The organism is Arthrobacter sp. efr-133-TYG-104, from assembly GCF_030208915.1.
In the GTDB taxonomy this organism is placed as follows: Bacteria; Actinomycetota; Actinomycetes; order Actinomycetales; family Micrococcaceae; genus Arthrobacter.
Genome location: NZ_JARVTA010000001.1, coordinates 302,318 through 327,032 on the forward strand (window position 1 = coordinate 302,318; position 24,715 = coordinate 327,032).

Below are 24,715 nucleotides of genomic sequence, written 5' to 3' on the forward strand. Positions count from 1 at the left end.
CGTGTCCCAAGGGGCTCGGCACCAACGGGCAGGAAGGGTGGCAGCGCAAGTGGAAGAGAACACGGCAGCCGTGCCGCAGGAAACCCGCCAGCCATCAGCACACGATCTCGAGGTCCTGAGCCGGCAACTTGGCCGTCCCGTCCGCGACGTCGTGGAGATCCCCGCACGGTGCGTGTGCGGCAATCCACTGGTCGCGGCAACAGCGCCCCGCCTCAGCAACGGAACCCCTTTTCCCACCACGTTCTACCTCACGCATCCCGTGATCACTTCCGCAGTGTCGCGGCTTGAAGCGGGCGGGCTGATGGGCGCAATGAATGAGCGGTTGGCCGCCGACCCGGAACTGGCCCAGGCCTACCGCGGGGCCCATGACGCCTACCTGGATGCCCGCAACCACATCGCGGAACGCTCCGGAACCGGGGCCGTTCCCGAGATCGACGGCGTTTCAGCCGGGGGGATGCCCAGCCGCGTGAAATGCCTTCACGTCTTGGTAGGCCACTCGCTGGCAGCGGGTCCCGGAGTGAATCCCTTGGGCGATGAGGCGCTGGAAGCCATCGCGGAATGGTGGACAAGGGACAGGTGCTATTGCGACGGCGCTTGGGACACTGCCGGTGAAGCCCCTTCCCGCGACCTGAGCCGGCACGGTCCACAGGGCCTGCCGGACATTGTCGGACGGCCCGCCCCCACGCGGAAAGCCAAGACCGATCTCCCGAGCGAACAGGACAACCCCGCATGAGCCGAGTGGCAGCCATCGACTGTGGAACCAACTCCATCCGCCTCCTGATCGCAGATACCGCTGATACCACCACTGGTACAGCACACACAGCCGGCGCTGGCCCCACATCCGGTCCACTGGTCGACGTCGTGCGCGAAATGCGCGTGGTGCGCTTGGGCCAAGGCGTGGATGCCACCGGTGAGCTCGCGCCGGAAGCATTGGAGCGCACGTTCGCCGCTGCCCGGGACTATGCGGCCATCATCAAGGAACACGGCGTCAGTAGTGTGCGTTTCGTCGCGACGTCAGCCACACGGGACGCCCGTAACCGCCAGGTTTTCGTGGACGGCGTCAGGGATCTGCTCGGTGTGGAGCCGGAGGTCATTTCCGGTGACGAGGAGGCCGCGTTGTCCTTTTCCGGCGCAAGTAGCGTCTTACCGGCGGGGGAGGACCTGATCCTGGTGGTCGATCTCGGTGGTGGCAGCACCGAGTTTGTCGCGGGTGATTCCGGCGGCGTCATCGCTGCCAGGTCCGTGGACATCGGCTGCGTGCGGTTGACCGAACGCCACCTCCACAGCGATCCGCCCACTGCGGCTGAAATCAGCGCGGCAGAGGCCGACGTCGATGCCGCCCTTGACCTTGCCGGCCAAGAAGTGCCGCTGGACCGTGCCACGGCTGTGGTGGGTGTCGCCGGTTCGATCACCACCATCACGGCGCACGCGCTCGGGCTGCCGGAATATCAGCCGGGCCGGATCCACGGCGCCGAACTCGACCTGGAAACCATAACCAAGGCGGCAACGAGCCTGTTGGAAATGACGCGTGAGGAACGCGCAGCGCTGCCGTACATGCACCCCGGGCGGGTCGATGTGATCGGTGCTGGCGCCCTGGTCTGGCGCCGGATCCTGACACGGTTGGCCACGGTCAGCAACGGGAAGATCAGAATGGCTGTTTCCAGTGAGCACGACATCCTTGACGGCATCGCCCTGAGCATACGGGCTGCCGGGTGACTTCGAGGCGTCGCCGAGCCTTTTCCGCCGGGGTGGCAACTGTGCTGGCCGGGGGTCTCTTTGCCGGGATGTTGGCAACAGCTCCGGCAGCCACTGCAGACGCGTGGCGCGACAAGGAGTATTGGCTCGCCGATTCCGGCGTCGTCAATGCCTGGCAGATATCCAAGGGCGCCGGGGTCACGGTGGCTGTTATCGACTCCGGCATCGATGGAAGCCACCCCGATCTTGCAGGCGCGGTGGTCGGAGGTGCCGACGCGTCAGGGGCCGGGGCGCCGAACGGCCAGAAGAGCATCGGCGCCAAGCCCGAGCACGGCACGCTCGTGGCCACGATGTTGGCCGGTCGCGGTCACGCCGCTCCTGCGCCGACTCCGGCCGCCGGATCGGCGTCGCCAACTCCCACGCCACCTCCGGTGGTGCCACCGGACGGAATCATCGGCGTCGCCCCCGAGGCTGACATCCTGTCCGTTTCCACCTGGCTTGGCTCGCCAAACCCCGGCGGAAAGACAGACCAGGAACAGATACCCGATGCCGTGCGCTGGGCTGTGGACAACGGGGCCAAGGTCATCAACATTTCCTTGGGCAGTACATCGCCTGACTGGCCACAAAGCTGGGATGCCGCGTTCTTGTACGCCGAGCAAAAGGACGTAGTCATTGTTGCCGCTGCCGGGAACCGGGTGGGCGGAAACATCCAAGTGGGCGCCCCTGCCACCATCCCGGGTGTGCTCACGGTCGCAGGGCTCGATGCCAACGGACACGCCAGCATCGATGCCTCTTCCCAAGGCATCAGCATCGGGGTAGCCGCGCCGGCTGAGAACCTGGTGGGCGGAATCCCCGGCGCCGGATACGCAGAGTGGGCCGGAACGTCGGGGGCTGCACCCATTGTGTCCGGAGTGGCAGCGTTGATCCGGTCCAAATGGCCGGACATGAGCGCCAAGCAAGTCATCAACCGGATTGTCAGCACGGCCAAGGACGCAGGTGCACCGGGCAAGGATCCCCTTTATGGTTACGGCATCCTCAACGCCGAGGCCGCGCTGAAGAACGACGTTCCGGAGACGCGGTCCAACCCGCTGGGGTCCATCGCCGATTGGATCAGGGTGCATCGTCGGGGGGACCTCACCACGCCGTCGCAGGCCCCGGTGGCCAGCCCGACCAGCGCACCACCAACCTTGGCGGACCCCACCGTTCCGGTAGCCAAAGCTCCGGCCGGCATGGACGATTCGCTTCCTGCCGCCGTGGTCATCGGGTTCGGAGGGTTGTTTATCGCGCTCGTGGTTGGCGCGGCACTTCACTTGCGACGAGTGTCAAAGCGCACCAAGGGTGCCTCCGAGGAGACAGAAACAGGAGCCGTGGATGCGGTTGACCCACCTTCCCGACCATAGTTAGTGAAGATTTTCACAAACTGTTGTATTCTGGAGCCATGGCAACCACCCCAGAGCTCATTGACCGTCCTCGGGTCCTCGTCGTCGGCGGCGGTTACGTCGGCCTGTACGTGGCACTCAAACTGCAGAAGAAGATCGCGAACGCCGGTGGTATCGTCACCGTCGTCGATCCACTGCCGTACATGACCTACCAGCCCTTCCTCCCCGAGGTTGCAGGCGGCAACATCGAGGCACGCCACGCGGTGGTCTCGCACCGTCAGCACCTCAAGCAGACCGAGCTCATCCAGGGCCGCGTCACCAGCATCGATCACGCCAACCGCACGGCAGTTGTGGCGCCGTCAGATGGTGACGCACCGTTCGAGGTTCCTTACTTCGACGTCGTGATCGCCGCTGGCGCCATCACCCGTACCTTCCCCATCAAGGGTCTCGCAGACGCCGGCATCGGCCTGAAGACCATCGAAGAAGCCGTGGCGCTGCGCAACAAGGTGCTTGACCGCATCGAGGCAGCATCCACCATGACGGATCCCGCAGAGCGTGCCAAGGCCCTCACATTCGTGGTGGTTGGTGGCGGCTTTGCCGGCATCGAGTGCCTCACTGAGATGGAAGACCTTGCCCGCGCCGCTGTCCGGAACAACCCCCGCATCCGCCAGGAGGAAGTCCGCTTCATTCTCGTCGAAGCCATGGGCCGCATCATGCCGGAGGTCACCGCTTCACAGGCCGAGTGGGTCGTGGAGCACCTCCGCAGCCGTGGCATCGAGGTCTTGTTGAACACGTCGCTGGACAACGCTGAAGGAACCCTGAAGCTCATCAACCTCCCGGACAAGACCCCCGCGCAGGAAGTTGAAGCGGACACCCTGGTGTGGGCTGCCGGCGTGCAGGCCAACCCGATGATCCGTTCCACCGACTTCCCGCTGGAACCCCGTGGCCGCGTCCGCGTGCTCCCGGACCTGCGCATCGCCGGTGATGAAGGCATTATCGAAAATGCTTGGGCTGCCGGCGACATCGCCGCTGTTCCGGACCTCACCGGCAAGGGCCTGCCGGACGGTACCTGTGTCCCCAACGCCCAGCACGCTCTGCGCCAGGCCAAGAAGCTCGCCAAGAACCTGTGGGCTTCCCGCTGGGACAAGCCGCTGGAGGACTACAAGCACAAGAACCTTGGTGCAGTAGCCGGCTTCGGCGAGTGGAAGGGCGTTGCGAACATCAACCTCTTTGGCCGCATCGGCCTCAAGGGCGGCCCCGCCTGGCTGGCACACCGTGGATACCACGGTCTGGCCATGCCCACGGTGGAGCGCAAGTTCCGGGTGATCTCCGGTTGGGTCCTGACCTTCTTCGCAGGCCGCGACACCACCCAGCTGATTGATCTCGATAACCCGCGCGGTGCCTTCGTGGCCGCAGCAACTCCGGCTCCCAAGCCCGTTGCCGCACCCGCCCCGGCGGAATCAAAGCCTGCTGCGGACGATTCCAAAACCCCGGTGACGGCAGACGCCAAGTAGCCACCCTCGCCTGGACTGTACCTGGTTCAGGAAACGCTCGACGGCGGTCGCTCCCCAAAGGGGGAGGGGCCGCCGTCGAGCGTTTTAAGCTGCGCGTTTGCCCCTCGGATGCCACCTTTTGGGGCCTTGCGCGTGTGCGTCACCGGGAACTATCCGTAGCTGGGATACCATGGTCCGGGCGCCCCAGTAGCCCAATTGGCAGAGGCAGCGGACTTAAAATCCGCGTGTTGTGGGTTCGAGTCCCACCTGGGGCACAAACTATTCAAGCCGTTACCATATCCTGACCAGCGAAAATGTGTCATAGAGCACATCTTGGTAGTAGTCTCTTGCTCATGTTCGAAGTGATCGCAGCTTCGGGACAATGACCACACAACAGATGGTTCGCGGAGGCTATTCATGTACAAAAAAAGAGTCATTACGGCGATTGCGGCAGCTGCCACGCTCGGCATGCTGGTGACAGGTTGCGCTAATCAATCAGGCCCAAGCACATCGGACTCTTCTGGGGCAAGCAACAAGGTCAACATTCCCGCAATTTCCAAGGTCGACGTTCCTTCCGGAGCCGTTCTTCCCAAGGGTGATGGCAAGGCTACCTGCCCGTCCACCACCACGCTGGCCTATGGCGGTGCCGAGACCGGCCCCAACGCCCAGCTTGGTATCAACATCTTCAATGGCATCCAACTCGCCATCAACCAGCACAACCAGGCAAACCCGGGCTGCCAGGTGCAGTTCAAGAAGTTCGATACTGAAGGCGATCCGAACAAGGCCACCGGCCCGGTGACCCAGATGGTTTCCGAGTCGGACATCGTCGGCGTCGTCGGCCTCCCGTTCTCCGGTGAGTCCAAGGCCACTGGCAACATCTTCGAGCAGAAGGGCCTCGTTCACATCACGCCGTCGGCTACCAACCCCGGCCTGACCAAGAACGGCTGGACCACCTTCTACCGCGCCCTCGGCAACGACGCCGTTCAGGGCCCGGCTGCAGCGAAGTTCCTGACGGACAAGCTGCAGGCAAAGAAGGTTTACCTCGTCCAGGATGACTCTGACTACGGAATCGGCCTCGGTACCCAGACGTCCCAGGCACTTGGCGGAGCACTCGCTGGTTCCGACAAGGTCATCACCGGCCAGAAGGACTTCTCGGCAGTGATCTCCAAGATCATGAACACCAAGGCGGACACCGTTTACTACGCCGGTTACTACGCTGAAGGTGCCCCGTTCGACCAGCAGCTCGTTGCCAAGGGCTTCACGGGATCATTCGTCGGCCCTGATGGCGTGAAGGATGACCAGTTCATCAAGCAGGCAGGGGACGCCTCGTCCAACGCCTACTTCACTTGCCCCTGCATCCCCGGTGAGCTCATCCCCGACTTTGCTTCGGCATACAAGGCAATCGCCAACGCTGATCCCGGAACGTACTCAATCGAAGGATACGACGCCGCAACCGTCCTCCTTTCCGGTATCGACAAGGGCAAGCAGACCAGGGCGGACCTCCTGTCATGGGTCAAGTCCTACGACGCAGACGGCCTGTCCAAGCACTACAAGTGGGACAGCACCGGCGAGCTGGCAACGCCTGATGTTTACGGTTACAAGGTTGAGAACGGCAAGATCGTTCCCATCGGCGTCATCGGTAAGTAATAGTCGACAGCACATGTGAATGCTGGGGGTAGGCATTTATGCAAACCCCCAGCATTTCTCTTGACCGCATCAGGAAGCATCCATGATCACTGAAGTTATCCCTAGTTTGATCAGAACCGTCAGTACCGATGACACGTGGATTACATTCGACGTGAATTCGCTGGCCCAGAACTTTTGGAGTTCCACTTTTGATGGATTGACCTTCGGGGCAATCTACGCGCTGGTGGCGCTCGGTTATACGCTCGTTTATGGCGTGCTCAACCTCATCAACTTTGCCCACTCCGAAGTTTTCATCACTGGATGTTACGGAGTGTTTTTCACCCTGAGTGCCCTCAACTTCGGCCCGTCGGCTCCGAAGCTCGCTTTTTGGGCCATTGTAGGGAACCTCGTACTCGCCTTGGTTGTTGCCATCGTGGCTTCCGCGCTCATGGCGGTCATTGTGGAGCGGGTCGCCTATAAACCCCTGCGACAACGCAAGGCTCCACGCTTGGCATTCCTGATTACCGCCATCGGTGTCTCCTTCGCCATCCAGTACACGATCTACTGGTGGCGTGGTCCCAGCCCCGAAGCTGCGCTGACCATGTTCCGCCCGACGCCTCTGTTCGATGTCTTCGGAACCATCATCGATTCCCAGCAGGTTGTCATCATCGTGGCAGCAGTAATCCTCATGGTTGCCACGGACCAATTCATCCGGCGTTCCCGGACAGGTCGCGGTATCCGAGCCGTGGCGCAGGACCCGGATACGGCCACCTTGATGGGCGTCAACAAGGAAAAGATCATTGTGACCACGTTCATCATCGGTGGAGTCCTCGCCGGCGCAGCCGCCTTGTTCTACGTCATGAAGATCCCTTCCGGTGTCCAGTACAGCGGTGGCTTCATTCTGGGCGTCAAGGCATTCGCGGCAGCTGTCCTCGGTGGCATCGGCAACGTTCGCGGTGCATTGCTCGGCGGCCTGCTGATCGGCCTGATCGGCAACTACGGCCAGGTTCTCCTGGGCAGCTCACAATGGACTGACGTTGTTGCCTTCGTTGTCCTGGTTTTGGTATTGATTGTGCGGCCTGAAGGTATCTTGGGCAGCTCGCTAGGAAAGAGCAAAGCATGAGCACTACAGAAGGACCTACCCTCATTCCGGACGATGCTGCTGCTCAGGCCATGATGGACCGGGAAGCCAAGATGAAGCCTCGAAAGGGGTGGTTTCCGGGGCTTGGCGAGAAGTGGAATACCCTCTCCCGCCAAAAGCAATGGTTGATCCTCATTGTGGTGGTGGTGATTGCCTACCTGCTTCCCATCCTCAACCCGCCGTTGATCACCACCGAGCCCGGCAATAACTGGCAGATCGCCCTGGCGCAGATGTCTGTTTATGCCTTGGTGGCGGTAGGCCTGAATGTCGTCGTGGGTTATGCGGGCCTCTTGGACCTCGGGTACGTGGCGTTCTTCGCCGTCGGTTCCTATACCGCAGCGATGTTCACCAGTCCGGACTCGCCCTATGTGCACATTCCGTACCTGTGGACGCTGCCGTTGGCGATGGCCATCACCATGTTCTTCGGGGTCATGCTGGGTGTGCCTACACTACGATTGCGCGGTGACTATCTGGCAATCGTGACTCTTGGCTTCGGTGAGATTGTGCGAATCCTGGCCACGATCATCCCGGCCATGAAAGGCCAAGTGGGTTTCCAGAACGTGGGTCACCCGCCGGGAACGGACTCAGGCGGGCAGCCCATCTTCCTGAACTCCAACGGAACTCCCTGGTATTGGCTGACGCTGACCATCATCATCCTCGTTCTCCTGGCCGCCGGAAACTTGGAACGCAGCCGGGTTGGACGGGCCTGGATTGCCATCCGCGAGGACGAGGACGCGGCCGAAATCATGGGCGTTCCCACCTTCAAGTACAAGGTGTGGGCGTTCGCCATTGGAGCCTCGGTCGGCGGCCTCTCCGGGGCCTTGTTCGCAGGCCAGGTGGGGTTCGTGAACAATCAGAAGTTTGATATCGCAACCTCCATCCTGTTCCTCGCTGCCGTGGTCATGGGAGGCACCGGCAACAAGGTAGGCGCCATCCTGGGCGGCTCCTTGGTGGCGTACATTCCGCTCAGGTTCACCGCAATTGCCGAATTCAAATACCTCATCTTCGGCGCCGCGCTGGTGCTCATCATGATCTTCCGCCCGGGAGGCATCTTGCCGGCACGTCAGAGCCTGCTCGCGTACGGGCGGATCGCGTACAACAAAGTCAAAGCCTTGGCCATGAAGAAGCCGGGTACCGGGCAGTTGACTACAAGCACAGGAAAGGGGGCCGGCGATGAGTGAGGCAATTGAACCGGACATCGACGTCGAGGCCCTTAAGGAACAAGGTGTCGATCTCGAAGTTGCTGAGAAGGTTGCTCCGGAGCGCGAAATTGCAGTCAGCGTGGGCGATGCCCTGGTGCAGGTCCAGAACCTCACCATCAAGTTCGGCGGACTCACTGCGTTGGATAACGTGTCCTTCGATATCAACCGTGGCGAGATCCTGGGCCTGATTGGACCGAACGGCGCAGGCAAAACCACCTGCTTCAACGCGATGACCGGTGTCTACAAACCGACATCCGGGAAGGTGCTGCTGGAGGGGCGGGCCCTCAACGGCTTGGCCCAACACAAGATCACCCGGCGCGGGCTTGCGAGGACATTCCAGAACATCCGCCTCTTCGGTGAGATGACGGCTCTGGAGAATGTGGTGGTGGGCTTGGACGCCCGGCACAGGACCAGCGTCGGTGGGGCCCTGCTGCGTTTGCCCACGCACACGCGGGAGGAAAAGTCCGCCGTCGAGCGTGGCATGGCCCTCTTGGAGTTCGTCGGCATCGCTGATCACGCGCATTTCCTGTCCCGCCACCTGCCTTATGGTTACCAGCGGCGCTTGGAGATTGCCCGGGCGCTCGCTACGGACCCTAAGGTTCTCTGCTTGGACGAGCCTGCTGCCGGCTTTAACCCGGCGGAAAAAGAAGAACTGATGGCGCTCATCCGCACCATTAGGGATGACGGCTACACCGTGCTCCTCATTGAGCACGACATGAAGCTTGTCATGGGAGTCACTGACCGGATCGTTGTGCTTGAGTTTGGCAAAAAAATCGCCGACGCCGAGCCCAAGGTGATTCGCGATGATCCCAAAGTTATTTCCGCCTATCTCGGGGAGCCTGAAGATGACGTTGCTTGAGCTCAAGAACGTTTCCGTCCACTACGGCCGGATTCAAGCCATTCATGACATGTCCTTCAAAGTCGATGAAGGGGAAATTGTTTCGCTGATTGGCGCAAATGGTGCTGGGAAGACCACCACCATGAGGACTGTTTCCGGGCTTTTGAACCCGTCGTCGGGATCGATCACGTTTGCGGGGCAGGACATAACGCGAATGAAGGCCCATATCCGTGTGATTCGCGGGATATCGCAGGCACCGGAAGGCCGGGGCATCTTCCCGGGGATGACCGTCATGGAGAACTTGGACATGGGTTCCTACGGTAGGAAAGACAGGTCCGTGGTCGCCAATGACCTTGAGCGGGTGTTCGACCTGTTTCCTCGCCTTAAAGAGCGCGCCAAGCAGTTCGGCGGAACCATGAGTGGTGGCGAGCAGCAGATGTTGGCGATCGGGCGGGCATTGATGTCCAATCCGAAGTTGCTGTTGCTCGATGAGCCTTCCATGGGGCTGGCTCCGCAGTTCATCCGGCAGATCTTCAAGATCATCACCGAGATCAACAAACAAGGAACAACCGTTCTCCTCGTCGAACAGAACGCGAACCAGGCCTTGGCCCGCGCACACCGGGCCTTCGTCCTGGAGACGGGGGAGATTACGCATAGCGGCACCGGAAAGGACTTGCTGGCCAATCCGGCCATCAAGGAGGCCTATCTCGGCGTTGGGTAGTTCCCGGCGGCGCCCGTTCCTGGACGGGTGCCGCCGTCGTCGGTTGTTGGGTCCGCCGCTAGTTTTAGGGTCACAGTTGCGCTTCTTCATGTGAACAAGGGAACTAACCCAACGGGGCAGCCGTGGTAATTGGTACCGTGAATTATCACTCAGCCCTTTCAGGAGGACATCCCCCATGGCACTAGGCGGCAACCCCATCTTCAACGGAAAGAACTTCCGTCGAGCCACGCAGGCCCCGCCTGTTTCGCAAAATCCCTACGGCCAGCCGTTCAACCAAGGTCCTGGCCGGGTCCAGGGACAGGTCATGGACGGCCAGGCGGCTTGGTCCGCCCAGCAGCAGAACATGACCAACGAACAGCTCCAACACCTCTACAACCAGCCATCAGCCAGCCCCGCGGACACGGGGCGCATGACGTTTGACGACGTCATCATGAAGACCGTTGCCTGCCTTGTGGCATTGGTGGTTGGCGCCGGGATTACGCTCTTCGTTGCCCCGGGCCTGTCCAGCGGACTCATGATTCTGGGTGCTTTGGGCGGATTCGTGCTGGCATTGGTCAACACCTTCAAGAAGCAGCCATCACCGGCGCTGATCCTGGCTTATGCCGGACTCGAGGGCCTGTTCCTTGGTGGTCTCACGCGCGTTTTGGACAACATGTACCCGGGTGTCGGAATGCAGGCCGTCATTGGGACTTTGGCAGTTTTTGCCGTGACGCTGGTGCTTTTCAGGAGCGGCAAGGTCCGCGCCACGCCTAAGATGGTCCGCTTCTTCATGATCGCCACCATCGGCTACGCAGTGTTTGCCGTCATCAACCTGGTCATGATGTGGACCGGCGCCGTCCAGGAACCCTTCGGTCTTAGGAGCAGCATCCACATTGCCGGGATTCCGCTGGGCGTCTTCATCGGCATCCTGGCCATCGGGCTAGCTGCGTTCTCGCTGATCATGGACTTCACCAACATTGAGTACGGCGTCCGTGCCGGTGCGCCTGAGCGTTACTCGTGGACCGCCGCGTTCGGCCTGACTGTGACCCTGGTGTGGCTCTACGTTGAGATCATCCGCCTGCTCGCGATCCTGCGGGGCGACGACTAGCTCAAGCGCTCCAAAACCACGGCCATCCCTTGGCCGCCCCCGACGCACAGCGTCGCCAGGCCAAGGGTGGCATCGCGCTCCTTCAACCCGTTCAGGAGCGTGGTGGTCATCCTCGCTCCGGTCATACCGAACGGGTGCCCGAGCGCGATCGCGCCGCCGTGGACGTTGAGTTTGCCTGGATCGATGCTGAGCTCGCGGGCACTGGCGATCACTTGCACCGCGAAGGCTTCGTTGAGTTCCACGAGGTCGATGTCATCCATGGTCAAGCCAGCCAGTTCCAGCGCCCTCCGCGATGCCTCCACCGGACCCATGCCCATCAGTTCGGGGGAGAGGGCGCTAACACCTGTAGAGACCACCCGGGCCAAGGGTTGTAATCCCAGTTCCCGCGCCCGGGAGTGGCTCATGACCACTATTGCTGCGGCGCCGTCGTTCAGGGGACAGGCGTTGCCGGCCGTAACCGTGCCCTCGGCACGAAATACTGGCTGGAGCGCGGACACAGCGTCCATGGTGACTCCCGGCCTGGGGGAGTCATCGCGGTCCACCACGGACCCGTCCTTCCGCGTATAGGGAGTGATCTCCCGGAAATAGAACCCGGATGCGATAGCCGTCTCCGCCCGGTTCTGGCTTAGAACGCCCCACTCGTCCTGTTCCATTCGCCCGATTCCATAAGTGGTGGCGACGTTTTCCGCCGTTTGCCCCATGGAGATGTAGATGTCGGGGAGCCGGCCACCCAGCCGGGGATCGGTCCACGGAGTATTCGACGCCGTCCGGGCGGCAGTGCGTTGGGCCGCGGCGGAAAAGCGGGGATTGTGGGTTGAGGTATCTGTCTCACCGGCGCCCACCCAGTTCTGGTACTTGGACACGCTTTCCACTCCGGCGGCGATGACGGCGTTGGCCTCTCCTGATCGGATCGCGTGGAAGGCCATCCGCAGGGCCTGGAGGCTCGACGCGCAAAAACGGTTGACAGTCGCTGCCGGAACCCGGTCCAGTCCGGCCAGCACGGCAACTACCCGCGCCATGTTGGAGCCGGCCTCCCCGCTCGGTTCCGCACAGCCCAGCAGAAGATCATCCAGCCCTTGGCCATCCCCGTTGCCGGGCTCGAACGCAGGAATTTTTGCCAATGCTGCCTCCACCATGGCAGTGGCGAGATCATCCGGACGCTCATCCTTCAGGGCACCTTTGAAGGCTCGGCCAATGGGACTTCTGGCGGTAGAAACAATGACAGCCTCAGTCATGGCCCCAGCATACGCCCGGCCACGGCAACCAGACTCCCGTGGCCTGTCCGGTCAATGCTTTACGCGAGCCGGCGTGCTCCTGCTGCGGGAGTAACAGTAAAGATATCCGGTGCGGTGAAGGCCGCCTGGGCAAAGGCATGTACGACGGCGTCACGCACCTGTTGCTCCTGGGCCACTGGAGTCAACGCGATCGCCGAGCCGCCGAAACCACCTCCGGTCATGCGGGCCCCAATGGCACCGCTCGCTCGCGCAGTTTCAACAGCGAGGTCGAGCTCGGCGCAGGAGATCTCGAAGTCGTCACGCATGGAGGCATGGCTCGCGTCCAATAACCTGCCGATGTGGGCCGGACCCTGGCGGGCCAGAACGTCCACGGTTTGGAGGACACGATCGTTTTCCGTGACCACATGCCGGACCCGTCGCAACGTGGTGTCGTCCAGGAGCGTCGCGGCTTCAACCAAATCAGCCACGCCGACGTCGCGCAGGGCTTTGACGCCTAATGTCTTGGCACCCAATTCGCAGGAAGCGCGGCGCGAGGCGTAGCCGCCGTCGGCGTGGGAGTGTGAGACCTTGGTGTCGATGACCAGCAGGACCAGGCCCGACGCTTCAGCGTCGAACGGGACGAGGTCCACGTGCTGGTCGCGGCAGTCCAAGAAGACGGCCCGCCCTTTCGCGCCTCGGAGGGAGGCCGACTGGTCCATGATTCCGGTGGGCGCGCCAACGAAGGCATTCTCGGCCCGTTGGGTTGCCAGTACCAATTCCTCTGCGGCCAAACCCGCACCGGTGAGCTCGTTTAGTGCAGTGATAACGGCGCACTCGATCGCGTGGGAGGAGGACAGCCCGGCCCCGAGAGGCACGTCTGAGTCGAGAAGGAGGTCGAATCCGGGTACCTGCACGCCGCGTTCTTTCAGGGCCCAAGCAACCCCCAGTGGGTACCGCGACCAGCCACGGCCGGACCCGGGCTCCAGCCCTGCGAGATCGTCCTGAACCAAGCCATGGCCACCGAAGGTGGAAAGAAGGCGCACAGTGGAATCGCTGCGCAGCCGCAAAGCCACTTTTGCGGTCTTGTCGATCGCGAAAGGCAGCACGAATCCCTCGTTGTAATCGGTGTGCTCACCAATAAGGTTCACCCGTCCTGGTGCCTGCCAGACGCCGTCGGGAGTTGCGCCGAACGTCTCCTCGAAGCGGGAGGTGAGCATGCCGGTGCGGGAATCGGTGGTCCTCATGCGGACGAGCCCTCCAAGGTGGTGGATATGGTCTGTGTCGGGGCGGCACTGCCGGGCGCCGCACTGCCGGGCGCCACACTGCCGGGCGCCACACTGCGCAGCCGCTCCGCTACTGCTTCCGGTGTGGTGTCGTTGATGAATGCCCCCATGGCAGCTTCCGAACCGGCCAGATACTTCAGCTTATCGGCGGCTCGCCGGGGTGAGGTCAATTGCAGGTGGAGCTGACCTGCCGGTCGAAGCGCCGGATCCAGAGGGGCTTGGTACCAGGCGGAAATGTAGGGCATGGGCGTGGGATAGAGGGCATCCAAGCGATTGAGCAGGTCCAAGTAGACGGTTGCCAGCTCATCCCGTTCCTCGCCTGTCAGCCCGGCCAAATCGGGGACACTGCGGTGCGGGACCAGATGCACTTCCAACGGCCAGCGAGCGGCAAAAGGAACGTAAGCGCTGAAGTGGTTGCCCTCGAGGATCATGCGGCTGCCGTCTTCCCGTTCAGCCTTCAACAGCGACGCCGCGAGCGTCTCTTTCGCGTCGACGTCGTCGTAATACTTCCGCGCCACCGCACCCAATTGCGCTGCGCGGGGCGCGAGGTACGGGTACGCGTAAATCTGCCCGTGGGGGTGGTGCAGGGTGACGCCGATGTCCGCGCCACGGTTCTCGAAGGGGAACACCTGTTGGACGCCGGGCAGCCCGCTGAGTGCTTCGGTTCGCTGAGCCCACGCCTCGATGACCGTACGGGCACGCGTTTCACTGAGCTTGGCAAAAGCGCCGGTGTGTTCCGGCGTGAACGCGATGACTTCACATCGTCCGTGTGCAGCGCCTTTGATGCCATGTCGGTGCACAGTGGGCAGTTCCGGGACCTCTCCGGCCGTGGGCCCGAGGGAAGGGAAGCGGTTCTCGAACACCACGACGTCGTAGTCGGGAGCCGGAATTTCCGAGGGGTTCGCGGCAGTGGTGGGGCACAGCGGACATTGATCCGCTGGCGGCAGGTGCGTGCGGGACTGCCGATGTGCGGCCACGGCAACCCAGTCGCCGGAGAGGGCGTCGTACCGAACCTCACCCGGTTCACCCCGCGATGGAAGGGGCCGGTGGTCAACCAAGGACCCCGGCTCCCGGACAGGTGTGGCGGGGTCATCGAAGTAGATAAGTTCCCGGCTGTCCGCAAGGCGCGTGCTGGTGATTCGGCTCATGATTTGATTATTCCATAAGCAACCAAAAGCGCATAGAAGCGCACATTAGTTAACATTTGCCTGGAATGGTCCAGGCAGGCCAGTGCAAAAAGCCCGCGCTCCGGGAGATGCAGTACGGTATTGCCATGCATGCTTCCGAGCCTTCCGTGGCCGCCGTTGCACCGGCCCTACCTGCCGAAGAAACAGCAGCGTCGTACCGTTCCCGACGCTTTGCCACCGGGCGGCAGTTCGAGCTCCGTCGCGGCGACGCGCTGGCCGTCGTCGTCGAACTTGCCGCTGGCCTGCGCCTCTATTCCCGAGGCGGTGTGCAGTTGACCGAGAGCTACGCGGATGATCAGATACCGCCGGGAGCAGCAGGGATCACCCTTGCGCCGTGGGCCAACCGGATTGCGGACGGCCTGTGGCACCTCGACGGCAAGAAGCAGCAACTGGACATCACCGAAGTATCCCGGAACAACGCCAGCCACGGACTGTTGCGGAACACCGGTTACGCACTGGTGGATGAATCCGAGTTCTCCGTGACCCTGGAAGCGACCGTCTTTCCCCAGCACGGCTACCCGTTCCTGGTCCGGCATCGAGTGCGCTACGAACTCGATGCGAACCTTGACCTCAGGGTGGCCCAAACACTGGTGAATGACTCCACCGCGAAGGCGCCGTTTGTCCTGGGTGCCCATCCGTATCTCCGCATTGGTGAGGTTCGGCCGGAGGATCTGGTCCTGACCGTAGCCGCTGCCACCCGCTTGGTGACGGACGAACAATTGATTCCACGCAGCTCGGAACCCGTGGACGGCGATTCCGATTTCCGGACGGGAGTCACCGTGGGTGATCGCCTCGTGGATGTGGCACTGACGGATTTGGCGTTCGACGACGGCGTGGCCAGGCACACTCTGACGGCGCCGGATGGCCGGAGCGTGAGTCTTGAACACGGAGAGGCTTGCCAGTATGTGCAGGTCTTCATCACGGACACGTTCCCCGGACGATCCCGTGCCGTAGCGATTGAACCCATGACGGGGCCGGCCAACGCCTTCAACAGCGGCACCGGCTTGCGCTGGCTCGAACCTGGGGAGGAATTTACCTCCCGCTGGGCCATCACCGCGTCCCTCTAGGGGCCCGGTTTCCGTTACGGGACGGGCTACGGAATTATGGGGTCATGACGCCACAACCTGACGCCAAACCCCGCACCGACCGTCAAATCGCCGAGGACATCCCGTATGGGGTCCGCATTGCCGCAGCGTGGTCGTGGCGCGTGGGTTTGATACTGCTCATGATCGGCGTCCTGGTTTGGCTGCTCAGCCAAGTCAGTTTCCTCATGATCCCCTTGATGGTCGCTGCACTCCTGGCTGGTTTGTTGTATCCCGTTGTCGCGTTGCTCCGCGACCGGAAAGTACCCAACGGCGTCGCAGTCGCTATCACCGTACTCGGCTTCATCGGCGTTATTGGCGGGGCGCTCGCATTGGTGGGCAGGCAGCTCATTTCCGGAATTGGAGAGCTATGGCAGGAAGCGCTGGTTGGAATTCAACAGGTCCAAGGGTGGTTGGCAGACGGACCGCTGCACCTGACCGCGGACCAGATCGACCGGTACATTTCCGACGGCGTCAACGCCCTCCAGAACAACAGCAGCAGCATCGTGAGCGGTGCAGTGTCCGTTGGCAGCACCGCAGGCCATTTCGCCGCCGGGCTCGTGTTGTCGCTCTTCATCCTGATTTTCTTCCTGTTGGAAGGCAGCCGCATCTGGTCGTTCCTTGTCCGCCTGATGCCCAAAGCCGCCCGCAGTGCCACCGATGGTGCCGGCCGCCGCGGCTGGACATCCATGGTCAGTTACGTGCGGATCCAGATGTTCGTAGCTTTCGTCGACGCGGTGGGCATAGGCGTCGGCGCCGCCATCATCCAGGTGCCCTTGGCCCTGCCCTTGGCGGTCCTGGTATTCATCGGCTCCTTCATCCCGGTGGTAGGGGCCCTGGTGACCGGCGCCATCGCGGTGCTGCTCGCCCTCGTGGCCAATGGACCGATCAACGCGCTCATCATGCTGGCAATCGTGTTGCTGGTGCAGCAGCTCGAAAGCCATATCCTCCAGCCTTTGGTCATGGGCAAGGCAGTGTCCTTGCATCCAGTGGCCGTGATCTTGTCCGTGGCAGCCGGTTCCTACCTTGCAGGCATCCCGGGAGCGTTGTTCGCCGTTCCGTTGCTTGCCGTAGTAAACACGGCAGTTCGCTACATCGCGGGCCGGACATGGGAACATAATGAAGGGCTTGGCACGCCCGACGTCGGAGCTGATCATGGCACCGACAGCAAGACCCTTGCATCGGGGGACCCCTCCGAGGACCCTGCGGCCGCCACCAACAAAGGAGAATAGTCAGTGAATACCCTCGAAACCCTGCCCGTCACCCTGGACGATGTCCTTAAGGCGCAGGAGCTGCTCGAGGGGATTATTACTAAGACTCCGGTGGAAACGTCCCGCGCGTTGGGCACCCTCGTGGGTGGCAACGTCTATTTCAAGTGCGAAAATCTCCAACGCGCAGGCTCCTTCAAAGTCAGGGGCGCCTACGTTCGCATGGCCCGGCTCACCGATGAGGAAAAGAAGCGCGGCGTCGTAGCTGCTTCCGCCGGTAACCATGCGCAGGGTGTCGCCGTCGCAGCAAAGAGCCTCGGAATCAACGCCCGCATCTACATGCCCCTTGGCGTGGCACTGCCGAAGCTCGCCGCCACGCGCAGTCACGGCGCTGAAGTGATCCTGCATGGCCACAACGTGGACGAGGCCTTGGCGGAAGCGCAGCGCTATGCCAACGAAACCGGCGCCGTTTTTGTCCACCCCTTTGACAACGTGGATGTTGTTGCAGGCCAAGGGACCATTGGGCTGGAAATCCTTGAGCAAATCCCCAACGTGGACACCATCCTCATGGGCGTCGGCGGTGGCGGGCTGTTGGCCGGCGTCGCCGTCGCCATCAAGGAGCGGGCCAAGGAGCTGGGCCGTGAGATCCGCGTCATAGGTGTGCAGGCGGAGAACGCCGCAGCTTACCCGCCATCCTTGGCTGCTGATGCGCTGGTGCCGCTGAAGAAGGTGTCCACCATGGCTGATGGCATCGCGGTGGGGCGGCCAGGCCAGCTTCCGTTCAGTATCATCCGCGAACTGGTGGACGACGTCGTCACCGTCAGCGAAGACTCACTGGCGCGGGCCCTCATTTTCCTGCTGGAACGGGCCAAGATGGTTGTGGAGCCCGCTGGAGCGGTGGGAGTAGCCGCGCTGATGGACGGCAAAATCGAGAACCCGGGGAACACCGTCGTCGTGCTTTCCGGCGGAAATATCGATCCCATGCTCATGCTGAAAGTGATCCAGCGCGGCCTCTCTGCGGCAGGGCGTTTCATGACTGTTCGCATGATGCTCGATGATCGCCCCGGCTCGCTGGCCACGATTGCCCGCATCATCGCCGAAAACGATGCGAACGTAACCGGCTTGGACCACACCCGGTTGGGCGGTGCCATCAGCATGGGTGACGTCTCGATCACCATCAACCTGGAAACCAAGGGCCATGAGCACGGCGAGCAAGTCCTTGGCGCGCTGCGGGCCGAGGGCTTCCAGCCGATCGTGGTGCACTAGCAAGGAAGTGCCCATGGTCATCGACAAGCCCAATGGGTCCGACGCCGCCAAGGAAACATTGGCCGGCCGGGCCAAGGGCGGGTTGCTGTTCATGGGCGGCTTCGTGATCCTGCTCTACGGAATCGAGTTCCTCAACACATTCCTGGCGCACAGGCTCAACGCGGACTTCGGGCTGAGGCCGCGGAACGTTGCTGGAATCTTGGACATAGCGACCTTTCCGTTGTTGCACGCCAACTTCAACCATCTGCTCTCCAACACGCTGCCGTTGACCATCTTCGGGTTCCTGGCGTTCCTCTCCGGCTTCCGCGTCTTCATCACTGCGCTGGCCTTCAGCTGGTTAGGATCCGGACTCACGGTGTGGTTGATTGGCGAGGGAGGGGTCACGGTGGGGGCCTCAGGGCTCGTCTTTGGGCTGTTCGCGTTCTTGTTGGTACGCGGGTTTTTCAACCGAAGCTGGTGGCAGATCTTACTGTCGGTGGTGCTCTTCCTCGCCTACGGAAGCATTCTTTTTGGCGTCCTGCCTACGGTGATGGGATACGTTTCTTGGCAGGCCCATCTTGGCGGGGCAGTCGGCGGGATTATTGCAGCCGTTCTCCTCCGTCCCAAAGGGCATTCCTACCGGCGCGCCTGAGCCGACGTGAAAAGGCCGGGACGCGAAAACGCCGGCCCGCGAACAACCCGGGACGCAAAAACGCCGGCCCGCCCAAGAAAGGGGGGGACCGGCGTCGTGCGTTGCTTGGGCCCTGCGAGCTGCTGGTTAGGCGACGTACGGCTTCGCGGAAACGATTTCCACGGGAATCTCTTTGCCGTTCGGGGCGACGTAGCTCAATTTCTCGCCCTCCTTGTGGCCGATGATGGCCGCGCCGAGCGGGGATTTTTCGCTGAAGACATTCAGGTCTGAGTCGCCTGCGATTTCGCGGGAACCAAGCAGGAATTTCTCTTCGTCGCCGGCGATGCGGGCAACCACGAGCATTCCGGGTTCGACGATTCCATCATCTGCCGGAGCCTCGCCCACCTGGGCGTCACGCAGCAGGACGGTCAGCTGGCGGATGCGAGCCTCGATCTTGCCCTGCTCTTCCTTTGCCGCGTGGTAGCCGCCGTTTTCCTTGAGGTCGCCTTCCTGGCGTGCCGCTTCGATCTTCTGGACGATATCCGCCCGGCCAGCGCCGGAAAGGTGGTCCAGCTCAGCCTTCAAGCGATCGAAAGCTTCCTGGGTAAGCCAAGCTGCTGTGGCGCTGTTGGTGGTAGACACGGATTTCTCCTCTTGATCTGACAATGCAAAAAAGCCCCGCCTAGGTGGCCACTCGTGGAACTCAGTAACCAACTTAACGGGGTGAAGGTTTCATCCATTGTAGTAAATCCTTTGGACGAACCCAAACCGGATGAGGGGCAGGTCACACGATTGTTATTTACCCTTGTCCACGATCCAACAACTGTCCACGACGCCGGAAACCGCGGGGGACTCGGTCCGGAGGACCGCCCGTTGGCTGGTGGTGCTGCCACCGTCCGCACCCTGACGGGGATCGTTGGGCCCTATTTCCTCCACCTTCCAGCCCACCACCGCGAACTTTGAATCCAGGGCCTTGACCGCGCACTTTGCTGTGGCCGAAGGGTTCTTGGTGACTTGGTAGTCCACCTCAGCTTGGGTTCCATCGACGGCGCTGTAGCCGATGTCCTTCGACGTGACCGGTGCTTGCGTGGAGCTGGTGGCAAGCCAGACCGCGAAGGCGATGCCGACTATGAGTGCGGCGATGACGATGATCCGCTTGGCCGCTCGAGTCAGGCCACGCTTTTTACCGCCGTAGCGATTGGCTAGGCTGTTATCTGCTGGCACGCCGGTGGCCGAAAGATCCTTTGAAGTCACCTGTCCAGTTTAGTGCGGCCATTGCTAGCTGCCGCACTGCCCGGGAATTGTTCGATCCATGAAAGAGGAGCCGTCACGTGACAGCGTCCAGCAGTTCCGACCAGCAGCTCCGGCTGTTGGCCGTCCACGCCCACCCTGACGACGAGTCAAGCAAGGGTGCAGCGACCATGGCAATGTACGCCGCTGCGGGAGTCGATGTCATGGTCGCTACCTGCACCGACGGTTCCCGGGGGGACATCCAGAATCCCGCTATGGAGGACGCTCCGCACCCCAAACGGGACATGGCCGGAGCCCGCCGCCTCGAAATGGCCAATGCGGCGGCAGTTCTTGGCATCCGCCAGCGTTGGCTCGGATTTGTCGACTCCGGACTTCCGGAAGGGGATCCACTCCCGCCACTGCCGCCCGGATGCTTCGCACTGCAACCGCTGGAACGGGCCTCTGCGCCGCTGGTCCATCTGGTGAGGGACTTCAAGCCGCACGTCATGATCAGCTACGACGAAAACGGCGGCTATCCGCATCCGGACCACATCATGGCGCACAAGGTGGCCGTCGAAGCTTTCGAAGCGGCGGGCGATCCCACCCGTTACACCGACATGGGCGAGCCGTGGGCGCCGAGCAAGCTCTACTACGACCGTGCCTTCAGCCCCGATCGTTTCCGGGCACTGCACTTTGCGCTCGAAGAAGCCGGCCTTCAGTCTCCTTACGCTGAACGGCTCGCCAAGTGGTTGGAGGCCGACGCCGAAGGCCACACCCCGCCGGAACCGGCGCACAAAACCACAACGCAGGTGGATTGCGGTGCCTTCTTTGAGGCGCGGGATGATGCGCTCCGTGCCCACCGCACGCAGATCGATCCGCTTGGCTTTTTCTTTGCGGTCTCGCCTGAGTTGCAACGCAAGGTCTGGCCGTGGGAGGACTTCACCTTGATCCATTCCACAGTGTCCTCCGAGCTACCGGAGAAGGACCTCTTCGCTGGTATCAGATTCGCGGCATAAGATAGGTAGCGGCGGTTTCTATGGTTTGTAGAAATCGCCGGGTGGCCGTCCAGTTCCGGCCACGTACTGATTCCTCCGGCACGCACCGGCGCCCACAGAAGGTTTGAACGTGCACCACTTGATTCTCGCCCTGACCGTCAGCCCGTCGCCTGATCCGACACTGCCCGGTTTGCGGCCCGGCCTATCGGAGGACCAGGTGACGCCGGGTACTTGGGGCTTTGTCCTTACGGCCTTCATCGTCGTTCTCACGACCCTCCTGATTGTGGACATGGTCCGACGCATCCGCCGCGTCCGCTACCGGGCGCAGGTTGAAGAATCTCGCCTGGCGGCCGAGTCGGACGGCTCCGTGAACGGTGGCGACCGGGCGGACAACAACGGCGATACCGGTTCCTCAGCCCGCTGACCGGAGCGCGGCTGACTCCAGCGGGCAAGAGGCGCTACGCATTCCTGCCGGAGCTCGCCGCCGGGAGGCTCTGAGGCTTTGGCCAATCCGTAGGCATCACGAGGTCAATGGGTCGCGCTCGCGGAGCTCTGGGCGATGATGGAACTGTGAACCGACTTGCCAGCGCCTACAGCCGATACCTCCTCCAGCACAAGGACAACCCGGTGGATTGGTTTCCGTTCGGGGATGAAGCCTTTGCCGAAGCAACGCGTCGTGACGTACCGGTGTTTTTGAGCATCGGGTATGCGGCCTGTCATTGGTGCCACGTCATGGCGCACGAGTCCTTCGAGGACACCGAGACAGCCGAGTATCTAAACGCCCATTTCGTGTCGGTGAAAGTGGACCGTGAGGAACGGCCCGACGTTGACTCGATCTACATGGCGGCCACGCAGGCCATCAGCGGCGAGGGCGGATGGCCCATGTCCGTCTTCCTGACCCCGGACGGCTTGGCTTTCCACGCCGGGACGTATTTCCCGCCCATTCCTTTGCCGGGCAGGCCGTCGTTCCGCAGTGTGCTTGAGGCAGTGCATGAGGCTTGGGTGGAGCGCAGGGATGCGGTGGAACAGAACGCACGGGGACTGGCAGCGAACATGGCCTCTGCGCAGTCGGCCGGCGTAGTGCGGCTTGACGGGCCGCCCGAGCTGCTCGATGCCGGGCTCCTTCCAGAAGCCGTCAGCGTCCTGGCCCGCTCGGAAGACGCAGACGCCGGTGGGTTCGGCGGCGCCCCTAAGTTCCCGCCGTCGGCGGTTCTGGAATTCCTGATCCGCCATGCCGCTGTCCCCGACGACGGGGATGGCACCGCTAAGACGGCAGCCGACATGGCCGGCCGCGCATTGGCCGGCATGGCCCGCTCCGCTTTACGCGACCAGCTCGACGGCGGATTCGACCGGTATTCAGTCACGGCCAATTGGTCCGTGCCGCACTTCGAAAAAATGCTGTACGACAATGCCCAGTTGCTCCGTGTCTACTCCCACTGGGCGCGCTTGGGCGGCAACGGGGTGTTCGGGGCCGAAGAAGCGGCACGTGTGGCATCAGCGTGCGCGGACTGGTTGCTCGGGTCCCTCCAGCTGCCCGGGGGCGCCTTGGCCTCGTCGCTCGACGCCGACACGGTGGTCGATGGCGTCCACGAAGAGGGCGCAACCTATCTTTGGACGCCCGGCCAAGTGGAAGACGTGCTCGGGCCGGAGTTGGGCGGGGCCGTGTGCGCCATGATGAACGTGGGCGCAAAGGGGACCGTCTCGGAGCTGGGGTCCCCGCTGCACCCTGCACGGCAGCTGTCTCCGGATGAGCAAGAGCTCTGGAACCGGGCCCAACCCGCACTTCTGGCTGCCCGTACCCGCCGGGATCAGCCGGCCCGGGATGAGAAGGTGGTCGTCGGATGGAATGGAATCGCCGTCGGGGCCCTCGCGGAAGCCGGCGCCATCTTGGACCGCCCCGAGCTGGTCGAGGCCGCTGAGGCCGTTGCGCGTTACCTGCACGACGTCCACTGGGCGGACGATGAGCAGCTCCTGATTCGGGTCTCGCACGACTCCCGGGCCCGAGGCATCGGTGGGTTGCTGGAGGATTACGCGTTCTGCGCCGATGGACTTTTTGCCCTGTTCGCCGTGACCGGCAGAAAACGGTGGTACCGGCTCGCTGAACAACTCATCGAGGCTGCATGCACGCGTTTTGCCAGCAACGGCCAGCTGGCCGACTCCGCCGCGGAATCCGCGCAGGTCTTCAACGCGCAGGGGCAGCACGCGGCCCTGGACCCATTCGACAACGCAACCCCCAGCGGCGCGGCCGCTTTCGCGGGAGCATTGCTGACGTACGCGGCGTACTCGGGGTCGCAGGAGCACAGGCTCATGGCGGGCAACATCCTTGGCCTGCTGCCGCCGCTTGCGGCCCGGGCCCCGCGGGTTGCCGGCTGGCTTCTGGCCACCGCGGAAGCGGCGCTGCAAGGTCCGGTGGAGGCCGCCGTCGCCGGGCCTGACACGCCTCAACGGCGCGAACTGCATGCGCTGCTGTTGAAGTCGGCCCACCCCGGCCTGGTGGTCGCCGTGCAGGGCCCCGACGACGACGACGGCCCCGGCAACGCTTCCGCTCCCGCCTCCGAAAGGGAATTGAACCCGGAAGCTGAGGTTCCGCTGCTGCTCAACAGATCCGGAGGGCCCGACGGCTCCGCGCAGGTGTACCTATGTCGCGGCATGGTCTGCGAGCGACCACTGGAGGATCCGGTCGCCGTTCAAGCGAGGTTGGAAGCGATGGCGTCGGAGCGATGATCCGTAAGCTGTTGAGCTAGCTGAGTACGGCCATCATGATGGCCGTGAAGTGCGCAGCGAAAGCGAGAACGGTGAAGGCGTGGAAGAGCTCGTGGAAACCGAAGTGCTGCACACTGAAGTTCGGTTTCTTTGTCGCGTAGAACACGGCGCCGGCGATGTAGAGAGCGCCACCAACGCAGATAAGGATCGCAGCGGCCGGGTTGGCCGCGAAGAACTGCGGAAGGTAGAACAAGGCACCGCACCCCAGGGCGATATACACGGGCACGTAGAGCCACCGCGGAGCATGCGTCCATAGGATCCTGAACAGCACCCCGATGATCGCACCGGACCACACGAGCCACAACAGGGTCACCGCTTGGGACCGCTCGAGCAAGGACCAAGCCAGCGGCGTGTAGCTGCCCGCAATGACCAGCATGATGTTGGTGTGGTCCAGCCGTTTAAGGACCAACCGGGTCTTGGGTGCCCAGTTGCCTCGATGGTAGACGGCGCTCACGCCGAAGAGCATCACGCCCGTGAGGGCATAGATGGCCGACGTTATTTTCCGGTCCCCGGTGGGGGCCACTGACACGAGTATGATCCCTGCCGCCAGGGCGAAAGGAGCAGCGACCGCGTGGATCCATCCGCGCCACAGGGGCTTGGTTTCAAGAATCTCGGCCATGGTTCAAGAATAACCTGAGCCTCGGTAAGTTACTTGCGGGTAACCCAGTCGCTTGCGCTCGGTAACCCAGGCGCTT

At 62.6% G+C, this 24,715-nt stretch carries 23 protein-coding genes and 1 tRNA gene; 18 read left to right on the forward strand and 6 right to left on the reverse strand.

The window, feature by feature from the left end:
• The first annotated feature begins 49 nt into the window (after positions 1 to 49).
• From QRN04_RS01405 to QRN04_RS01455, 11 genes are all read left to right on the forward strand, one after another.
• On the forward strand, positions 50 to 733 hold the full coding sequence (locus QRN04_RS01405) for a DUF501 domain-containing protein (RefSeq protein ID WP_284974359.1): 684 nt from the start codon (positions 50 to 52) through the stop codon (positions 731 to 733).
• Complete coding sequence (locus QRN04_RS01410) at positions 730 to 1,716, forward strand: Ppx/GppA phosphatase family protein (protein WP_284974360.1); 987 nt, start codon at positions 730 to 732, stop codon at positions 1,714 to 1,716. Before QRN04_RS01405 ends, QRN04_RS01410 begins: the two co-directional genes overlap by 4 nt.
• Positions 1,713 to 3,095: a S8 family serine peptidase gene (locus QRN04_RS01415; RefSeq protein ID WP_284974361.1), complete on the forward strand. Its 1,383-nt coding sequence runs from the start codon at positions 1,713 to 1,715 to the stop codon at positions 3,093 to 3,095. The genes QRN04_RS01410 and QRN04_RS01415 overlap by 4 nt, the downstream gene beginning before the upstream one ends.
• Before the next feature lie 38 nt (positions 3,096 to 3,133).
• Positions 3,134 to 4,588: an NAD(P)/FAD-dependent oxidoreductase gene (locus tag QRN04_RS01420; RefSeq protein ID WP_284974362.1), complete on the forward strand. Its 1,455-nt coding sequence runs from the start codon at positions 3,134 to 3,136 to the stop codon at positions 4,586 to 4,588.
• Positions 4,589 to 4,768: 180 nt separating this feature from the next.
• Positions 4,769 to 4,842: transfer RNA gene (locus QRN04_RS01425), tRNA-Leu, on the forward strand.
• A gap of 142 nt (positions 4,843 to 4,984) precedes the next feature.
• Complete coding sequence (locus QRN04_RS01430) at positions 4,985 to 6,214, forward strand: branched-chain amino acid ABC transporter substrate-binding protein (protein WP_284974363.1); 1,230 nt, start codon at positions 4,985 to 4,987, stop codon at positions 6,212 to 6,214.
• 82 nt (positions 6,215 to 6,296) lie between these two features.
• Positions 6,297 to 7,316 (forward strand): branched-chain amino acid ABC transporter permease, encoded by a 1,020-nt coding sequence (locus QRN04_RS01435; RefSeq protein WP_284974364.1) that lies wholly within the window; start codon positions 6,297 to 6,299, stop codon positions 7,314 to 7,316.
• Positions 7,313 to 8,515, forward strand: a complete 1,203-nt coding sequence (locus QRN04_RS01440; protein WP_284974365.1) for a branched-chain amino acid ABC transporter permease — start codon at positions 7,313 to 7,315, stop codon at positions 8,513 to 8,515. Before QRN04_RS01435 ends, QRN04_RS01440 begins: the two co-directional genes overlap by 4 nt.
• Positions 8,508 to 9,395 carry an ABC transporter ATP-binding protein gene (locus QRN04_RS01445; protein WP_284974366.1) on the forward strand — a complete coding sequence of 296 codons (888 nt, stop codon included), beginning with the start codon at positions 8,508 to 8,510 and terminating at the stop codon, positions 9,393 to 9,395. The genes QRN04_RS01440 and QRN04_RS01445 overlap by 8 nt, the downstream gene beginning before the upstream one ends.
• Positions 9,382 to 10,095, forward strand: coding sequence for an ABC transporter ATP-binding protein (locus tag QRN04_RS01450; protein WP_284974367.1), 714 nt, complete (start codon positions 9,382 to 9,384; stop codon positions 10,093 to 10,095). Before QRN04_RS01445 ends, QRN04_RS01450 begins: the two co-directional genes overlap by 14 nt.
• A 175-nt stretch (positions 10,096 to 10,270) precedes the next feature.
• Positions 10,271 to 11,182 (forward strand): Bax inhibitor-1/YccA family protein, encoded by a 912-nt coding sequence (locus tag QRN04_RS01455; protein WP_284974368.1) that lies wholly within the window; start codon positions 10,271 to 10,273, stop codon positions 11,180 to 11,182.
• Here the strand turns inward: QRN04_RS01455 and QRN04_RS01460 are convergent.
• The 3 genes from QRN04_RS01460 to galT are packed head-to-tail and all read right to left on the reverse strand — an operon-like array spanning position 11,179 to position 14,827.
• A complete protein-coding gene (locus tag QRN04_RS01460) occupies positions 11,179 to 12,417 on the reverse strand; it encodes an acetyl-CoA C-acetyltransferase (RefSeq protein WP_284974369.1) in 1,239 nt (412 codons plus the stop codon). The two genes, QRN04_RS01455 and QRN04_RS01460, sit on opposite strands and share 4 nt — an antisense overlap.
• Positions 12,418 to 12,476: 59 nt before the next feature.
• Positions 12,477 to 13,640: a galactokinase gene (gene galK, locus QRN04_RS01465; RefSeq protein WP_284974370.1), complete on the reverse strand. Its 1,164-nt coding sequence runs from the start codon at positions 13,638 to 13,640 to the stop codon at positions 12,477 to 12,479.
• Positions 13,637 to 14,827 carry a galactose-1-phosphate uridylyltransferase gene (gene galT / locus QRN04_RS01470; protein WP_284974371.1) on the reverse strand — a complete coding sequence of 397 codons (1,191 nt, stop codon included), beginning with the start codon at positions 14,825 to 14,827 and terminating at the stop codon, positions 13,637 to 13,639. Before galT ends, galK begins: the two co-directional genes overlap by 4 nt.
• A 125-nt stretch (positions 14,828 to 14,952) precedes the next feature.
• Between galT and QRN04_RS01475 the strand changes: the two genes are divergently transcribed.
• The 4 genes from QRN04_RS01475 to QRN04_RS01490 are packed head-to-tail and all read left to right on the forward strand — an operon-like array spanning position 14,953 to position 19,053.
• On the forward strand, positions 14,953 to 15,933 hold the full coding sequence (locus QRN04_RS01475; RefSeq protein ID WP_284974372.1) for an aldose 1-epimerase family protein: 981 nt from the start codon (positions 14,953 to 14,955) through the stop codon (positions 15,931 to 15,933).
• A gap of 44 nt (positions 15,934 to 15,977) precedes the next feature.
• Complete coding sequence (locus QRN04_RS01480; RefSeq protein WP_284974373.1) at positions 15,978 to 17,180, forward strand: AI-2E family transporter; 1,203 nt, start codon at positions 15,978 to 15,980, stop codon at positions 17,178 to 17,180.
• Positions 17,181 to 17,183: 3 nt separating this feature from the next.
• Positions 17,184 to 18,422, forward strand: coding sequence for a threonine ammonia-lyase (gene ilvA, locus QRN04_RS01485; RefSeq protein WP_284974374.1), 1,239 nt, complete (start codon positions 17,184 to 17,186; stop codon positions 18,420 to 18,422).
• 13 nt (positions 18,423 to 18,435) lie between these two features.
• The gene (locus QRN04_RS01490; RefSeq protein WP_284974375.1) at positions 18,436 to 19,053 is read left to right on the forward strand and encodes a rhomboid family intramembrane serine protease; all 618 of its coding nucleotides are present in this window, start codon (positions 18,436 to 18,438) and stop codon (positions 19,051 to 19,053) included.
• Between the two features lie 126 nt (positions 19,054 to 19,179).
• On the opposite strand, the gene greA is transcribed toward QRN04_RS01490, so the two are convergent.
• The gene (greA, locus tag QRN04_RS01495; protein WP_284974376.1) at positions 19,180 to 19,674 is read right to left on the reverse strand and encodes a transcription elongation factor GreA; all 495 of its coding nucleotides are present in this window, start codon (positions 19,672 to 19,674) and stop codon (positions 19,180 to 19,182) included.
• A 153-nt stretch (positions 19,675 to 19,827) separates the two neighbouring features.
• Positions 19,828 to 20,286: a DUF4307 domain-containing protein gene (locus QRN04_RS01500; protein WP_284974377.1), complete on the reverse strand. Its 459-nt coding sequence runs from the start codon at positions 20,284 to 20,286 to the stop codon at positions 19,828 to 19,830.
• 77 nt (positions 20,287 to 20,363) lie between these two features.
• On the opposite strand from QRN04_RS01500, the gene mca reads away from it, so the two are divergent.
• The 3 genes from mca to QRN04_RS01515 all read left to right on the forward strand — a co-directional run bounded on the left by mca (position 20,364) and on the right by QRN04_RS01515 (position 23,981).
• Positions 20,364 to 21,278, forward strand: coding sequence for a mycothiol conjugate amidase Mca (gene mca, locus QRN04_RS01505; protein WP_284974378.1), 915 nt, complete (start codon positions 20,364 to 20,366; stop codon positions 21,276 to 21,278).
• A gap of 109 nt (positions 21,279 to 21,387) precedes the next feature.
• Positions 21,388 to 21,681 carry a hypothetical protein gene (locus QRN04_RS01510; protein ID WP_284974379.1) on the forward strand — a complete coding sequence of 98 codons (294 nt, stop codon included), beginning with the start codon at positions 21,388 to 21,390 and terminating at the stop codon, positions 21,679 to 21,681.
• Positions 21,682 to 21,788: 107 nt separating this feature from the next.
• The gene (locus QRN04_RS01515) at positions 21,789 to 23,981 is read left to right on the forward strand and encodes a thioredoxin domain-containing protein (protein WP_284974380.1); all 2,193 of its coding nucleotides are present in this window, start codon (positions 21,789 to 21,791) and stop codon (positions 23,979 to 23,981) included.
• A 16-nt stretch (positions 23,982 to 23,997) separates the two neighbouring features.
• On the opposite strand, the gene trhA is transcribed toward QRN04_RS01515, so the two are convergent.
• Entirely contained in the window at positions 23,998 to 24,639 is a 642-nt protein-coding gene (gene trhA / locus QRN04_RS01520) for a PAQR family membrane homeostasis protein TrhA (protein ID WP_284974381.1), read from the reverse strand.
• Positions 24,640 to 24,715 lie beyond the last annotated feature (76 nt).

Excerpts from the sequence above, each read along its gene's own strand:
- QRN04_RS01410 (WP_284974360.1), top strand. The coding sequence starts at position 730 with ATGAGCCGAGTGGCAGCCATCGACTGTGGAACCAACTCCATCCGCCTC.
- QRN04_RS01420 (WP_284974362.1), top strand. The coding sequence starts at position 3,134 with ATGGCAACCACCCCAGAGCTCATTGACCGTCCTCGGGTCCTCGTCGTC.
- QRN04_RS01430 (WP_284974363.1), top strand. The coding sequence starts at position 4,985 with ATGTACAAAAAAAGAGTCATTACGGCGATTGCGGCAGCTGCCACGCTC.
- QRN04_RS01435 (WP_284974364.1), top strand. The coding sequence starts at position 6,297 with ATGATCACTGAAGTTATCCCTAGTTTGATCAGAACCGTCAGTACCGAT.
- QRN04_RS01440 (WP_284974365.1), top strand. The coding sequence starts at position 7,313 with ATGAGCACTACAGAAGGACCTACCCTCATTCCGGACGATGCTGCTGCT.
- QRN04_RS01445 (WP_284974366.1), top strand. The coding sequence starts at position 8,508 with ATGAGTGAGGCAATTGAACCGGACATCGACGTCGAGGCCCTTAAGGAA.
- QRN04_RS01450 (WP_284974367.1), top strand. The coding sequence starts at position 9,382 with ATGACGTTGCTTGAGCTCAAGAACGTTTCCGTCCACTACGGCCGGATT.
- QRN04_RS01455 (WP_284974368.1), top strand. The coding sequence starts at position 10,271 with ATGGCACTAGGCGGCAACCCCATCTTCAACGGAAAGAACTTCCGTCGA.
- QRN04_RS01460 (WP_284974369.1), bottom strand. The coding sequence starts at position 12,417 with ATGACTGAGGCTGTCATTGTTTCTACCGCCAGAAGTCCCATTGGCCGA.
- galK (WP_284974370.1), bottom strand. The coding sequence starts at position 13,640 with ATGAGGACCACCGATTCCCGCACCGGCATGCTCACCTCCCGCTTCGAG.
- galT (WP_284974371.1), bottom strand. The coding sequence starts at position 14,827 with ATGAGCCGAATCACCAGCACGCGCCTTGCGGACAGCCGGGAACTTATC.
- QRN04_RS01475 (WP_284974372.1), top strand. The coding sequence starts at position 14,953 with ATGCATGCTTCCGAGCCTTCCGTGGCCGCCGTTGCACCGGCCCTACCT.
- QRN04_RS01480 (WP_284974373.1), top strand. The coding sequence starts at position 15,978 with ATGACGCCACAACCTGACGCCAAACCCCGCACCGACCGTCAAATCGCC.
- QRN04_RS01490 (WP_284974375.1), top strand. The coding sequence starts at position 18,436 with ATGGTCATCGACAAGCCCAATGGGTCCGACGCCGCCAAGGAAACATTG.
- QRN04_RS01515 (WP_284974380.1), top strand. The coding sequence starts at position 21,789 with ATGGGTCGCGCTCGCGGAGCTCTGGGCGATGATGGAACTGTGAACCGA.
- trhA (WP_284974381.1), bottom strand. The coding sequence starts at position 24,639 with ATGGCCGAGATTCTTGAAACCAAGCCCCTGTGGCGCGGATGGATCCAC.